Source organism: Burkholderia arboris (assembly GCF_902499125.1).
In the GTDB taxonomy this organism is placed as follows: Bacteria; Pseudomonadota; Gammaproteobacteria; order Burkholderiales; family Burkholderiaceae; genus Burkholderia; species Burkholderia arboris.
On sequence record NZ_CABVPX010000010.1, the window covers coordinates 189,885 to 204,371 of the forward strand.

At 64.1% G+C, this 14,487-nt stretch carries 11 protein-coding genes and 1 tRNA gene; 1 reads left to right on the forward strand and 11 read right to left on the reverse strand.

What is annotated here, in order from left to right; translation table 11 throughout:
• Window positions 1-865: 865 nt before the first annotated feature.
• The 7 genes from BLA15945_RS14920 to BLA15945_RS14950 all read right to left on the reverse strand — a co-directional run bounded on the left by BLA15945_RS14920 (window position 866) and on the right by BLA15945_RS14950 (window position 9,088).
• Window positions 866-1,897 (reverse strand): response regulator transcription factor, encoded by a 1,032-nt coding sequence (locus tag BLA15945_RS14920; RefSeq protein WP_174992771.1) that lies wholly within the window; start codon window positions 1,895-1,897, stop codon window positions 866-868.
• Between the two features lie 361 nt (window positions 1,898-2,258).
• Window positions 2,259-2,334 (reverse strand) — tRNA-Ile (locus BLA15945_RS14925).
• 129 nt (window positions 2,335-2,463) lie between these two features.
• Window positions 2,464-4,881 carry an RNA polymerase sigma factor RpoD gene (gene rpoD, locus BLA15945_RS14930; protein ID WP_081051933.1) on the reverse strand — a complete coding sequence of 806 codons (2,418 nt, stop codon included), beginning with the start codon at window positions 4,879-4,881 and terminating at the stop codon, window positions 2,464-2,466.
• An 88-nt stretch (window positions 4,882-4,969) separates the two neighbouring features.
• Window positions 4,970-6,838 (reverse strand): DNA primase, encoded by a 1,869-nt coding sequence (gene dnaG, locus BLA15945_RS14935; RefSeq protein WP_059237310.1) that lies wholly within the window; start codon window positions 6,836-6,838, stop codon window positions 4,970-4,972.
• A 70-nt stretch (window positions 6,839-6,908) separates the two neighbouring features.
• On the reverse strand, window positions 6,909-7,355 hold the full coding sequence (locus tag BLA15945_RS14940; RefSeq protein ID WP_059237311.1) for a GatB/YqeY domain-containing protein: 447 nt from the start codon (window positions 7,353-7,355) through the stop codon (window positions 6,909-6,911).
• Window positions 7,356-7,549: 194 nt separating this feature from the next.
• Window positions 7,550-7,762: a 30S ribosomal protein S21 gene (gene rpsU, locus BLA15945_RS14945; protein WP_006479415.1), complete on the reverse strand. Its 213-nt coding sequence runs from the start codon at window positions 7,760-7,762 to the stop codon at window positions 7,550-7,552.
• Between the two features lie 105 nt (window positions 7,763-7,867).
• Window positions 7,868-9,088 (reverse strand): BaiN/RdsA family NAD(P)/FAD-dependent oxidoreductase, encoded by a 1,221-nt coding sequence (locus tag BLA15945_RS14950; RefSeq protein ID WP_059237312.1) that lies wholly within the window; start codon window positions 9,086-9,088, stop codon window positions 7,868-7,870.
• Window positions 9,089-9,218: 130 nt separating this feature from the next.
• Here BLA15945_RS14950 and tsaD point away from each other — a divergent pair, with 130 nt between their 5' ends.
• A complete protein-coding gene (gene tsaD, locus BLA15945_RS14955; protein WP_174992772.1) occupies window positions 9,219-10,259 on the forward strand; it encodes a tRNA (adenosine(37)-N6)-threonylcarbamoyltransferase complex transferase subunit TsaD in 1,041 nt (346 codons plus the stop codon).
• A gap of 88 nt (window positions 10,260-10,347) precedes the next feature.
• Here tsaD and folE2 read toward each other — a convergent pair whose 3' ends face one another.
• The 4 genes from folE2 to BLA15945_RS14975 all read right to left on the reverse strand — a co-directional run bounded on the left by folE2 (window position 10,348) and on the right by BLA15945_RS14975 (window position 14,472).
• The gene (gene folE2, locus BLA15945_RS14960; RefSeq protein ID WP_174992773.1) at window positions 10,348-11,157 is read right to left on the reverse strand and encodes a GTP cyclohydrolase FolE2; all 810 of its coding nucleotides are present in this window, start codon (window positions 11,155-11,157) and stop codon (window positions 10,348-10,350) included.
• 154 nt (window positions 11,158-11,311) lie between these two features.
• Window positions 11,312-13,216 carry a 1-deoxy-D-xylulose-5-phosphate synthase gene (dxs, locus tag BLA15945_RS14965; protein WP_174992774.1) on the reverse strand — a complete coding sequence of 635 codons (1,905 nt, stop codon included), beginning with the start codon at window positions 13,214-13,216 and terminating at the stop codon, window positions 11,312-11,314.
• 81 nt (window positions 13,217-13,297) lie between these two features.
• Complete coding sequence (locus BLA15945_RS14970; RefSeq protein WP_059237316.1) at window positions 13,298-14,182, reverse strand: polyprenyl synthetase family protein; 885 nt, start codon at window positions 14,180-14,182, stop codon at window positions 13,298-13,300.
• A complete protein-coding gene (locus BLA15945_RS14975; RefSeq protein WP_040139363.1) occupies window positions 14,179-14,472 on the reverse strand; it encodes an exodeoxyribonuclease VII small subunit in 294 nt (97 codons plus the stop codon). The genes BLA15945_RS14970 and BLA15945_RS14975 overlap by 4 nt, the downstream gene beginning before the upstream one ends.
• Window positions 14,473-14,487: the final 15 nt, after the last annotated feature.

Genomic DNA, 14,487 nt, shown 5'->3' on the forward strand with positions numbered 1-14,487 from the left:
CCCGACATTTCATCTTTCATTCACTCGTCGTCCATCGTGTATCTGTCATACGCCGAGTTCATCGCGCCCTTCGGTGACGCGGATCAACACATGCTTCTCCAACGAAATCGATGCCCGACGCCAGCTTCGTGACATCGCAAACCACAACGCTGTCGCAACGCTGCCGTTCACAATCGGCGCATCTTTTGTTTCCTATTAATTCGTTATCCGAATTTTTTAATCGACATTAGAACTCTGACCAATGCGATTGCCCTTCTCAGTCAAGCAAAAAGGCCGACATGCAACGGCTCGAGAACTTCCATGAACCGCATCCGGCCTCCGCGCAATCGATCGCGCGTGTATCGAATGACTACTGCCTGCTCAATGCAAAAATTAGAACATTCGGCCCTGAACCGGGGAAGCGTAACAGCGGACAATGAGCAGGTTTTTTCGGACAACGCAATGCTGCCGTCGTCGCGATGAGAACCATGGCCTGCATCGCCAATGCATGCTGGCGAACTGGTCAGGATCCGGTCGCTGGCCGGAGCCGGCTGCCCCTGAACCGCTGTCGAACCGAAAGTATTCTCCCATGGCACGATCAGCACTCGATACTCTGCAAATGCAGACGCGCATTCCCAGCAGTTGCCCATCGTGCAGAAAACCGGAACGATCGGGGAAATGGTCCGAGCAGGTATGACGCCGGACCGGTAAAGATCCAACCCTTGCCGGAGACGCCAGCGTCATTTTCCGATCGTGACTCGCATACACGAGGGTCGGTTGAGGAACGAGCAATGACCGGCGATCATCCCCGCGTCAGGCGACGCGCCGCGACAGGATTCAGCGGCTTCGGACGCGTCGGCAGGTGACATGCGGGCGGGTACCGCGGTCAGAATGGCTGGGAGCCCTCAACCTGGCCATCTGCCGAATCCGGAGCGAGCACCCTGCCCAACTGGACCTTGTTGCTCACCCCGAGGTGCGCATAGACACGCTGCAAATAGGTTCTGACCGTTGCGGGCGACAGGCCGATCACGCGTGAAATTTCCTTGTACGAGCGACCGGCAGCAAACTGATGCGCAATCGCCCTCTCCTTGGGCGACAGGACGAACCCATGCCCGTCCGGTGCAAGGGATACATGCAGATAAGATCCGAAATAGCCGATCTCGACCGCCCTTCCCCCCAGACGCGTACGGCAGGGCGCGTCGTTGAAGATCTGAACGAACTCTCGCGGCAGCGTTCCGCCACGCCACGTCGGCCAGTTCAAGGAGATGAACTCGCACAGCCCTCCGCCTATGCCGACAATTCTTCCGTCCTTGTCCGCAATCCCGCTCGAGTGCACGTTGTCTGCGGCTGGAACGGAAAGCATGCGTTGAAGATTCTTCCGCCATATCTGCAGTGTGTACTTCATGATCTGCCCGAAATATGCCATGTCGATTTCATCGAACGGCTGCGCATCCTGCCCTCGGTACAGCGTGCAAAAGAAATGATTCCTCGTGAACGGCTCACTCAGCAATACCGATACGCCATGCGCCAGATCGTATTCCCGGCAAAAAGCCCTGACCTCCTCGGTTTTCCCGGGAGCGCTGTAGTTCTCGTCCGTAGAAAAAGCATGAACCTCCCCGATACGGCGTTCGACTTCTATCGCGAATGCGTCCTGTGCCGAGATGAGAAGCCACCTTTCCTCGAAGTCCGCCGGTAGTCCGATCAATTCCTTCTTGTAGACCGTCGGTGTGACTTCATTGGCCCCACGACCAACCAGCCCCCACCACGCGGAACGACAGGATATTGATTGACTGACAAGTGAAACCGCGGAGCCGATGAAGGAAGGGGCGGGAATTTCGCACGAAAGCGCGTGGACCCGCAACAAAACGTCTCCGAGGAAATTGATCGAATCAACCGATTCGCTCCGACTCGCCTGCATCACATATTTCCTAACGAGAAGAATTCAAACGCAATGAATGCAATCGTCGCATCGACGCGAGGTAAGCCGGCATGGAGCGTTGAGTTGTTGCGGGAGGAAGGGCTTGGGGCCAACGCATCGGCTTGATGGAGCCGGGGTCCGGTTGGGCGGAGCCAGTTGGTCGAGTTCGTGAGATTACCGACAGTCGTCGATCTTAAGCGATAGGACCGGACGGCGTGATGCCACACCGGCATGGCCTGATGCGTGAGAGGCATACCGGCTGCCTACGAAACCACCCGGACACCCTGAAAAACAAAAAACCCGTGAAGCCTTGCGGCATCACGGGTTTGGAATTTTCCTCGGCTGACCTTGGAACGGAATATGGTGGGCCCGGCGGGGTTCGAACCCGCGACCAATCGATTATGAGTCGACTGCTCTAACCGCTGAGCTACAAGCCCTGATGAGATACGACGCGTGCTACACGCCGCCCCGGCAACGAAGCCGGGCCGGCATTGTAACAACAAAGGGGACAAACGCCACCGGCATCACGCAGATGCCGGCGGCGTTCGCAGGAGAGACGCTGGAAATCAGTTCCCTTCGAGGAACGACTTCAGCTTGTCGGAGCGGCTCGGGTGACGCAGCTTGCGCAGCGCCTTGGCCTCGATCTGACGGATCCGCTCGCGCGTGACGTCGAACTGCTTGCCGACTTCCTCGAGCGTGTGGTCGGTGCTCATCTCGATACCGAAACGCATCCGCAGCACCTTCGCCTCGCGCGGCGTCAGCGAATCGAGCACGTCCTTCACGACGTCGCGCATGCTGGCATGCAGCGCTGCATCCGCCGGCGCGACCGTGTTGTTGTCCTCGATGAAGTCGCCCAGATGGGAATCGTCGTCGTCACCGATCGGCGTTTCCATCGAGATCGGCTCCTTCGCGATCTTCATGATCTTGCGGATCTTGTCTTCCGGCATCTCCATCTTCTCGGCGAGCGTTGCCGGATCCGGCTCGAGACCGGTTTCCTGCAGGATCTGCCGCGAGATGCGGTTCATCTTGTTGATCGTTTCGATCATGTGAACCGGAATACGGATCGTGCGCGCCTGGTCCGCGATCGAACGCGTGATGGCCTGACGGATCCACCACGTCGCGTAGGTCGAGAACTTGTAGCCACGACGGTATTCGAACTTGTCCACCGCCTTCATCAGGCCGATGTTGCCTTCCTGGATCAGGTCGAGGAACTGCAGGCCGCGGTTCGTGTACTTCTTCGCGATCGAGATCACGAGACGCAGGTTCGCCTCGGTCATTTCGCGCTTCGCCTGGCGTGCCTTCAGTTCGCCGGCCGCCATCTGGCGGTTGGTTTCCTTCAGGTCCTTCAGCGGCAGCACGACACGCGCCTGCAGGTCGAGCAGGCGCTGCTGCTGTTCGCGGATCGCCGGAACGTTACGCGACAGCACCGCGCTGTACGAATGGCCTTCGGCCATGATCTTCTCGGACCAGTCGAGATCCGTCTCGCTGCCCGGGAAGCGCGCGATGAATTCCGAACGCGGCATGCCGCACTTGTCGACGACGATGTGCAGGATCTGGCGCTCGACCTGACGCACTTCGTCCACCTGCGCACGAAGCGTGTCGCACAGGCGTTCGACGGTACGCGCGGTGAAGCGGATCGTCATCAGTTCGGTCTGGATCGTTTCCTGCGCCTTCAGGTAGGCCTTCGACTTGTAGCCTTCCTTCTCGAACGCGCGACGCATCTTGTCGAACCACTCGCTGATCTGCGAGAACTTGTCGAGCGACGCACGCTTGAGGGCTTCGAGCTGGGCGGCGTTCGCCGATGCCTGGGCGGCACCGTCGTCCTCCTCCTCTTCCTCTTCTTCCTCTTCCTCTTCAGCTTCCTCGTTCTCGTTCTCGATGGCTTCCGCTTCCTTCGCGGAGAAGCCGTCGGTGTCGGCCGAGTCCGAAGCATTCGGATCGAGCAGGCCGTCGACGAGCTCGTCGACGCGGATCTCTTCGTTCGCGACGCGTTCGGCCATCGCGAGGATGTCGGCGATCGTCGTCGGGCATGCGGAGATGGCCATCACCATGTGGCGCAGGCCGTCCTCGATCCGCTTCGCGATCTCGATTTCGCCTTCGCGCGTGAGCAGCTCGACCGTGCCCATTTCGCGCATGTACATCCGGACCGGATCGGTCGTGCGGCCGAATTCCGAATCGACGGTGGACAGCGCGACTTCCGCTTCCTCTTCGACTTCATCGTCCGACGACGCGGCGGGCGCGTTGTCGTTCAGGAGCAGCGTTTCCGCGTCCGGAGCCTGCTCGTAAACCGCCACGCCCATGTCGTTGAACGTGCCGATGATGCCTTCGAGGGCTTCGGTCTCGGTGAAGTTGTCCGGCAGGTGGTCGTTGATTTCGGCGTACGTCAGGAAGCCGCGCTCCTTGCCGAGCTTGATCAGCGCGCGCAGTTTCACGCGGCGCTCTTCGAGCTCCTCGGCCGTGCCCGGCGTGCTCGTCGCAAACGCTTCCTTCAGCAGCGCCTTTTCCTTGGCGCGACGATCGCGCACCTTGGATTTGCCCGGTGCAGCCGCGGCTGCGGGCTGCTCGTCGCTCTGATTTGCGTCGTCTTCGACGGATACTTCGTTCAGCTTTTTGGTCATGGAGTTCGCCGTACCGGCTATATCGACTCGCGGCTGCTGGACGACAGCCGGTTGAACCGTGGGTGCATGAGTAGTACGTACTGCCGTTTCGTCCGCGTCGGCAGTCGTGTCCCTTGCGCTTTTCGCACTTGCCCGCTTCGCCGCCGGCTTGGCCGGCCCGGAGTCGGGTCTGGCGGCAGCCCGTGTTCTGGCTGCCGGCGCCGGCGCAGCCTGAGCAGTGCCGGCCGCGGTTTTCTTTCCTGCAGGGGCTGACGTGGCTGAAGACGTTGTCCTGGTGGAAGAAGCAGACTTGGCCGCTGTGACCTTCTTGGTCGGCTCCGTCGAGCCCTTGCCTGTTGCTTTCTTTCCGCCTGTCGTCTTTGCCATCGCGATTCTCGCCTCTGCTTAGAAAACAAACCGCTGGAAACCTTATATTATAGCACGCTGGGGAGCCCTCTCTAAGCGCCCCGGCCGCCTACAGCCCGAGCCGACGTTTCATGTCGGTTCGCTGCTGGTTCAATTCCGTCAATTCGGTCAATTCCTCGGGTGTGAAGGTGGATTGCCGCGCCAGCCGGTCAAGCCGGTCGCAGCAGGCGTCATAGCGCATCTTGAGCACCGCCGCCTGCAGTTCCTCCCCCGCGATCCGTTCCTGTTCACGCTGCCGCTCGGGCACCGTCTCGTCTTCCGGATTCTGTAACAGCAAGTCGCGGACGTTTTCATCATAGTCCAGAATTTCGCGGAAGATTTCCTCGTAAGTCGCCCCGTTCGAGGACGTCCGCAGGACATCCGACAGCAGCCGGAACTCCGCGCCGTCGCCCAGCGCACGCGCGTGGTCGACGACTTCCGCGAACAATTCGCCGATGCGCGGCAACGCCCGCAGGGTCGCAATCTGTTCGTCGTCGAGCTGCGACGCGATGCGCGGATGCATCACCAGCGTACGCAATGCACGCTTTTCGCTGTCCGTCACGCGTCGCCGCTCGCTGCGCGCGGGCGCCTGGCGCGGCGGCGCCGCGATTCGCGTATCGACGTCGGACAGCCCCGCAACCTCTTCGAACGGGATATCGAGACGGTCCGCGAACATGTGCATGATCTGCGCACGCAACGCATTCGCAGGCAGCGCCTGCAGCAGCGGCTTCGCATCGAACAGCGCCTTCGCGCGACCTTCCGGCTGATCGAGCGCCTTGCCGGAAATTGCTTCGTTCAACAGAAATTGCGACAGCGGCATCGCGCGCTCGACCTGCTCGGAGAACGCGTCCGCGCCGAACTCGCGTACATAGCTGTCCGGATCATGCTCGGTCGGCAGAAAAAGGAACCGGATCGTGCGATTGTCGCCCGCGTGCGGCAGGCAGGCCTCGAGCGCGCGCCGCGCCGCCCGCCGCCCGGCCGAATCGCCGTCGAAACTGAAAATGACCGTGTCGGTCTGGCGAAGCAGCTTCTGCACGTGAATCGGCGTGCACGCGGTGCCGAGCGTCGCGACCGCATTCGGAAACCCGAGCTGCGCAAGCGCGACCACGTCCATGTAGCCTTCGACGACCAGCACGTACTTGCGCTCGCGAATCGCGAGCCGCGCCTCGAACAGCCCGTACAGCTCGCTGCCCTTGTTGAACAGCGGCGTTTCGGGCGAGTTCAGGTACTTCGGCTCGCCGCTGCCGAGCACGCGGCCGCCGAACCCGATCACCTGCCCCTTCACATTGCGGATCGGGAACATGATCCGCTCGCGGAACCGGTCATAGCGGCGCGCGACGCCCTGTGCGTCGGTTTTCTCGCTGACGATCACGAGCCCCGACTCGACGAGCGACTCGTCGCGATAGTCCGGGAACGCGGTTTCGAGGTTCTGCCAGCCGTCCGGCGCGTAGCCGAGACCGAAGCGCGCGGCGATCTCGCCGGTCAGGCCCCGGTTCTTCAGGTACTGGATCGCGACGGTCGCGCCGCGCAACTGCTTGCGGTAGTAGTCGCATGCAGCCGTCATCGCGTCGGACAGCGCGGTCGCCACCGATTTCGACACCGGCGCCGGATAATCGCCGCCTCCGCCGCCGCCACCGCGCATCGACGGTTCGTGCGGCACGGTCAGCCCGACGGACTGCGCGAGCTCCTGCACGGCTTCCGGGAATGTGAGCCCCGCGTGTTCCATCAGGAAACCGATCGCCGTACCGTGCGCGCCGCACCCGAAGCAGTGATAGAACTGCTTGGTCGGACTGACGGTAAACGACGGGCTCTTCTCGTTATGGAACGGGCACAGCCCCATGAAGTTGGCGCCGCCCTTCTTGAGCTGCACGTACCGGCCCACCACGTCGACAATATCGACGCGGTTCAGCAAGTCCTGCAGGAACGAATGCGGAATCACCGTGGGATCGAGCGAAAAAAGACGAAACGACGCCCGGCGCGCGCATCGCTGGGCGCGCCGGGAACGGGTTTTACTTCGTGAGCGCGGCCTTGACCTGCGCGGAAACGGCCGTCATGTCGGCACGGCCGGCGAGCTTGCCCTTCAGCACGCCCATCACCTTGCCCATGTCCTGCGGGCCGGCTGCGCCGGTTTGCGCGACCGCTGCCTGGACTTCGGCCGCCACTTCGGCGTCCGACAGTTGCGCGGGCATGTAGCCGCCCAGCACGGTCAGCTCGGCCTGCTCCTTCGCGACGAGATCGTCGCGGCCGGCGGCCTCGAACTGGCTGATCGAATCCTTGCGCTGCTTGATCATCTTGTCGATCACGGCGGTGATGGCCGCGTCGTCGAGCGTGACCCGATCATCGACCTCACGCTGCTTGATCGCGGCCATCAGCAGGCGAATCGTCGCCAGGCGCTCGCTTTCCTTCGCGCGCATTGCGGCCTTCATGTCTTCGCTGATCTGCTCTTTCAAACTCATCTTTCACCCGGAATGGAAACGTGAATCCGACGCCCGCGAATGGGCGTCAACACAAAAACCCGCTTGGGACAGTGTCTCAAGCGGGTTGCTCGAATCCGGCATCGGCGACTCGCCGCCTGATCGGCTGCGCGATCGCACCCGATCGCGCGGAGTCGCCGGTGCGCCGCTCAGCGAACCGCGCGGCGCCCAATCGTTCAGTACAGCTTCTTCGGCAACGTCTGACTGCGAATCCGCTTGTAATGACGCTTCACTGCAGCGGCCTTCTTGCGCTTGCGCTCCGCGGTCGGCTTCTCGTAAAACTCGCGCGCACGAAGTTCGGTCAGCAGACCGTTCTTCTCGATCGTGCGCTTGAAGCGACGCATTGCAACTTCGAACGGCTCGTTCTCTTTAACGCGAATGATCGTCATGATCCGACACGAATAAAGGATTGCAGGGAAAGACTACCGAGTATAGCAGAGCGATTGGATTGTCCAAAGGCACGGGGACTGGTCCCGCTTACAGGGGCCGGCCCGTCAGGCGCCGCGTGCATACTCCGCCGCGGCCTGCCCGGCCGCCGTGCCGGACGCCCACGCCCACTGGAAGTTGTAGCCGCCGAGCCAGCCCGTCACGTCCACCGCCTCGCCGACGAAGAACAGCCCCGGCACGCGTGCGCTCATCATCGTCGCCGACGACAACTCCCGCGTATCGACCCCGCCCTTCGTCACTTCGGCCTTCTTGTAGCCCTCGGTGCCGTTCGGCGTCAGCGTCCAGCCGGACAGCGCGTCGCCGATCTGGCGCAGCGTCTTGTCGGGCAAGTCTGCAAGCCGCGCGTCGGCCGCGACGCGGTGCGTGTCGAGCCACGCATGCGCGAGGCGCGACGGCACCCAGTCGGCGAGCAGCGAACCGATCTGGCGCTTCGACGTGCGCTTCGCGTCGAGCAGGTCGGCCACCGTGTCGCGCTGCGGCAGCAGGTCGACACGGATCGGGTCGCCGGGTTGCCAGTAGCTCGAGATCTGCAGGATGCCGGGCCCGGACAGCCCGCGATGCGTCAGCAGCAGATCCTCGACGAATTCACCGCCGCGCTTCTTGTCGCCGGTCGACACGCGCACTTCGAGCGACACGCCCGACAGCGCCGCGAATGGCTCCCAGTCCTGCTGCGCGAACGTCAGCGGCACGAGCGCGGGCCGCGTATCGATGAGCTTGTGACCGAACTGCTTCGCCAGCCGGTAGCCGAAGTCGGTCGCACCGATTTTGGGGATCGACAATCCGCCCGTCGCGATGACCAGTGCGCGCGCACCGATCGCCCCCGCCTGCTGCGTATCGAGCACGAAGCCGTCGGCCGGCGCATGGCGCACCGCGTCGACGACGACCGGCCGGCGCCACGCGATGCCGCCCGCGTCGCACTCGTGCTTCAGCATGTCGATGATCGCGTCGCTGCCGTGGTCGCAAAAGAGCTGCCCCTTGTGCTTTTCGTGCCAGGTCACGTGATGGCGCTTGAGGAGCCCGAGGAAGTCGCGCGGCGTATAGCGCGCCAGTGCCGAGCGCGCGAAATGCGGGTTCGACGACAGATAGTTGTCGGGGCCGGCGTACAGGTTCGTGAAGTTGCAGCGGCCGCCGCCCGAAATGCGGATCTTCTCGGCGAGCCGCGGCGCGTGATCGATCAGCACGACGCGGCGGCCGAGCTGCCCGGCGACCGCGGCGCTCATCATCCCGGCGGCGCCCGCGCCGATCACGGCGATGTCATAAGTTTCCATGGCGCGGATTGTACCTGCCCGGCATCGGCCCCGGGCCGCCGCCAGCGGCAGCCGGCCCTCGCCTGCTATACTTTCCGGTTACGTCGACCTTCCTGTGGCGCGCCCGAAACGGTGCGCCCTGCCCGTACCCATGCTCGTTCTCGGCATCGAAAGCTCCTGTGACGAAACCGGCCTCGCGCTCTACGACACGCAGCGCGGCCTGCTCGCGCACGCGCTCCATTCGCAGATCGCGATGCACCGCGACTACGGCGGCGTCGTGCCCGAGCTCGCGTCACGCGACCACATCCGCCGCGCACTGCCGCTGCTCGAGGAAGTGATGGCGCAAAGCGGCACGCGCCGCGACGACATCGACGCAATCGCGTTCACGCAAGGCCCCGGTCTCGCCGGCGCGCTGCTCGTCGGCGCGAGCATCGCGAATGCGCTCGCGCTCGCGTGGAACAAGCCGACCGTCGGCATCCACCACCTCGAAGGCCACCTGCTGTCGCCGCTGCTCGTCGACGAACCGCCGCCGTTCCCGTTCGTCGCCCTGCTGGTGTCCGGCGGCCATACGCAACTGATGCGCGTGACCGACGTCGGCGTGTACGAGACGCTCGGCGAAACGCTCGACGACGCGGCCGGTGAAGCGTTCGACAAGACGGCGAAGCTGATCGGCCTCGGCTACCCGGGCGGCCCGGAAGTGTCGAAGCTCGCCGAGACGGGCACGCCGGGCGCGGTCGTGCTGCCGCGCCCGATGCTGCATTCGGGCGATCTCGACTTCAGCTTCAGCGGCCTGAAGACCGCCGTGCTCACGCAGATGAAGAAGTTCGAAGCAGCGAAGCTGGAGGGCGTTGCGCTCGACCGCGCGAAAGCCGACCTCGCGCGCGGCTTCGTCGACGCGGCTGTCGACGTGCTCGTCGCGAAGTCCCTCGCCGCGCTGAAGAAGACGAAGCTCAAGCGCCTCGTGGTCGCAGGCGGCGTCGGTGCGAACCGCCAGTTGCGCGCGGCACTGTCGGCCGCCGCGGCCAAGCGCGGCTTCGACGTGCACTACCCCGATCTCGCGCTCTGCACCGACAACGGCGCGATGATCGCGCTCGCGGGCGCCCTGCGGCTCGGCCGCTGGCCCGAGCAGGCGAATGCGGACTACGCGTTCACGGTGAAGCCGCGCTGGGATCTCGCGTCGCTCGCACGCTGATTCACGCAACGCGGCGCCGCACGCAAGACAACAAAAAGGCCGCTCGTTCGAGCGGCCTTTTTCATTGGCGCGGCAAAAGGACGCAGCGTTATGCCGCCTGGCGCTTGTCCCGCTCGATCAGCGCATATGCGCTGTGATTGTGGATCGACTCGAAATTCTCGGCTTCGAGCACATAGGCGGCCACGCGCTCGTCCGCATCGAGACGCTGCGCGACGTCGCGCACGAGATCCTCGACGAACTTCGGGTTCTCGTATGCACGCTCGGTGACGAACTTCTCGTCCGGACGCTTCAGCAGGCCCCACAGCTCGCACGATGCCTCTTCTTCCGCGATGCGGATCAGCGCCTCGACCGGCAGGTCGGCCGCGAGCTCGGCATCGATCGTCACGTGCGAACGCTGGTTGTGCGCGCCGTACTGCGAGATCTTCTTCGAGCACGGGCACAGGCTCGTCACCGGCACGAGCACCTTCAGGAACAGGCGCGTGTCGCCATTGCGGCTTTCGCCCGCGAGCGTCACCTCATAGTCGAGCAAGCTCTGCACGCCGGACACCGGCGCCGTCTTGTTCACGAAGTACGGGAACGTGACCTCGATGCGGCCGGCTTCGGCTTCGAGCTTCTCGAGCATCGACGCGAGCATCGCGCGGAAGCGCTCGACCGTCAGCGGCGCGCGGTTCTCTTCGAGCAACGCGACGAAACGCGACATGTGCGTGCCCTTCTGGTCGGCGGGCAGGCGGACATCGAGGTTCCAGACGCCGACGGTCGGCTGTACGTCACCGCTTTCGGTACTCACCGTCAACGGATGTCGCACCGCCTTCACGCCCACGCGCTGAATCGGAATCTGACGGGTATCCACCGTGCTCTGCACGTCGGGCATCACGAAGGCGGGATTCATCTGGTTCATCTTGTTCAATCCTTGTAAGCCGCGCGTTCGACGACGCGCACGCCGCATCATGCGGCAGCCGGAAAAGCAACATGGGCCCGCAGGCCCATGTTTTCCGCATCAATGAAGACCGGTTGCGCCAGTCGCACCGGCACCGCCCGCAGGCGGCGCCAGCTTATGCGACGCGCTTTGCCTGACCGGCGACATCGGCCGCCGGGTTCAGAAAGCGTTCGCGAATCGATTTCGCGATGCCCGCGCCGTCGAGGCCGCATTGCGACAGCAGCTTCGCGGGGTCGCCGTGATCGATGAACAGGTCAGGGAGGCCCAATTGTAGTACGGGTCGGATAACCCCACTCTCCATCAGGGCTTCCACGCAGGCCGAGCCCGCGCCACCCATCACGCAGCCTTCCTCGACCGTGACGAGGTAGTCGTGCGTTTCGGCGAGCTCGCGCACGAGCGCCGCATCGACCGGCTTCACGAAACGCATGTTCGCGACCGTGGCGTCGAGCTCCTCGCCCGCAGCCAGCGACGGTGCGACCATCGTGCCGAACGCGAGGATCGCGACGCGCTTGCCTTCCGGCTGCGACGACTGGCGACGCACCTCACCCTTGCCGAGCGGGATCTCGGTGAATTCCTTCACCGTCGCCACGCCCGTGCCCGCGCCGCGCGGATAACGCACCGCGGTCGGGTTCGGCTGTTGCAGTGCCGTGTGCAGCATCTGGCGGCATTCGTTCTCGTCGGATGCGGCCATGATCGTCATGTTCGGGATGCAGCGCATGAACGCGAGATCGTACGCGCCCGCATGCGTCGCGCCGTCCGCGCCGACGAGGCCCGCGCGGTCGATCGCGAACACGACCGGCAGGTTCTGCAGCGCGACGTCGTGGATCAGCTGATCGTAACCACGTTGCAGGAACGTCGAGTAGATCGCGACGACGGGCTTCAGCCCTTCGGTCGCGAGGCCGCCCGCGAACGTCACCGCGTGCTGCTCGGCGATGCCGACGTCGTAGTAACGATCCTTGAAACGCTTCTCGAACTCGACCATGCCCGAGCCTTCGCGCATCGCGGGCGTGATGCCGACGACGCGCGTATCGCGCTCGGCTTCGTCGCACAGCCATTCGCCGAACACCTGCGTGTACGTCTTCTTCGCGGGCGTGGTCGACGGCTTGATGCCTTCGGCCGGATTGAACTTGCCGGGGCCGTGATAGAGCACGGGATCGGCTTCGGCGAGCTTGTAGCCCTGGCCTTTCTTCGTCACCACGTGCAGGAACTGCGGACCGCGCAGTTCGCGGATGTTCTGCAGCGTCGGGATCAGCGAATCGAGATCGTGACCGTCGATCGGGCCGATGTAGTTGAAGCCGAATTCTTCGAACAGCGTGGCCGGCACGACCATGCCCTTCGCGTGCTCCTCGAGCTTGCGCGCGAGTTCGAGCACCGGCGGCGCCACGCTCAGCACGCGCTCGACGCCTGCACGCGCCGCCGCATAGAAGCGGCCCGACATCAGGCGGGCGAGATGGCGATTCAGCGCGCCGACCGGCGGCGAAATCGACATGTCGTTGTCGTTCAGGATCACGAGCACCTTCGCATCTTCCGACACGCCCGCGTTGTTCATCGCCTCGAACGCCATGCCGGCCGTCATCGCGCCGTCGCCGATCACGGCGATCGAGAAGCGGTCGTCGCCGTTCAGCTGGCTGCCGATCGCCATGCCGAGCGCGGCCGAGATCGACGTGCTCGAGTGCGCGGTGCCGAACGTGTCGTATTCGGATTCGCTGCGGCGCGGGAACCCCGAGATGCCGTCGTACTGACGCAGCGAATGCATCTGGTCGCGGCGGCCCGTCAGGATCTTGTGCGGGTAGGTCTGGTGACCCACGTCCCAGACGATGCGATCGTTCGGCGTGTTGAACACGTAGTGCAACGCGATCGTCAGCTCGACCGTCCCGAGGTTGGACGACAAATGGCCGCCCGTCTTCGACACGCTGTCGAGCACGAACGCGCGCAGTTCATCCGCGAGCGGTTGAAGTTGGCGACGATCGAGGCGGCGCAAATCCGCCGGGTCGTCGATGGTTTTCAGCAAGTCGTACATCGTCGTTCCATTGTAGGAAATCAAACGCGCCCGCATTCTGTTGCACGCACCGTAGCATGTGCGCGGCGGCGGGCTTTCGCGTCAGCTGACCCGGTTCACTACCAGGTCGGCAAGTTCGGCGAGACGCTGTGCGCGTGCGCCGAACGGTTTCAGCGCGTCGTGCGCTTCGGTGCGCAACTGCGCTGCCAGCTCGCGCGACGCCTCGAGGCCGAGGATCGATACATAGGTCGGCTTGTCGTTTGCCGCGTCCTTGCCGGCCGTCTTGCCAAGCGTCGCCGAATCGGTCGTGACGTCGAGAATGTCGTCGACGACCTGGAAGGCCAGACCCACGGCCCCCGCGTACACGTCGAGCGCGGCCATCGTTTCCGCCGAAGGCGTCTCGCCGGCCAGCGCGCCCATCCGCACGGCCGCGCGCAGCAATGCGCCCGTCTTCATCCGGTGCATCGTCTCGAGCTGTTCGCGCGTCAGCTTCAGGCCGACGCTCGCCAGATCGATCGCCTGCCCGCCGGCCATGCCGACGGAGCCGCTCGCGAGCGCAAGCTCGCGCACCAGCGCCGCCTGCTGCACCGGCGACAGCGCATCGGCGTCGGTCAGCGCAACGAACGCCTGCGACTGCAGGGCGTCGCCAACCAGCAGTGCCGTCGGCTCGTCGTACTGCACGTGCACGGTCGGCTTGCCGCGACGCAATGCGTCGTCGTCCATGCACGGCATGTCGTCGTGCACGAGCGAGTAGACGTGGATCATCTCCAGCGCCGCCGCTGCCGCGTTGCGCGCCGCTTCCGTCGCACCGGTCAGCTCGCCTGCTGCATGGCACAGCAGCGGGCGAACGCGTTTGCCGCCGCCGAGGACTGCGTAGCGCATCGCCTCGTGAAGTTTCGCGGGCATCGCGGTTTCAGCGGGCAGATAATGGCCGAGTGCGTCTTCGACGCGGTCAAGCACGGACCGCATCCATTGTTCGAATGTCATAGATCGTCGTCTTCGCCGTCCGTGGCGGCCGTTCCGGACGAAAGCGGCTTCAGCGTCGCGCCGTCGAGCACGCGAACCTGCTGCTCCACTTTCTCGAGCTGCTGTTGGCAAAACGCAACGAGGGTCGCACCGCGGCGATACGCCGCCAGTGAATCCTCGAGGCTCAACGCGCCGCCTTCCATCCGGGCAACCAGCGTCTCGAGTTCCGCGAGCGCCGTCTCGTAATTGTCCGGTAACGGTTCGGTACCATTGCCGGGCGGCGTGGCGCCTGGGGATGCGGTTTTCGCCATGGACGAGGGTGTCAA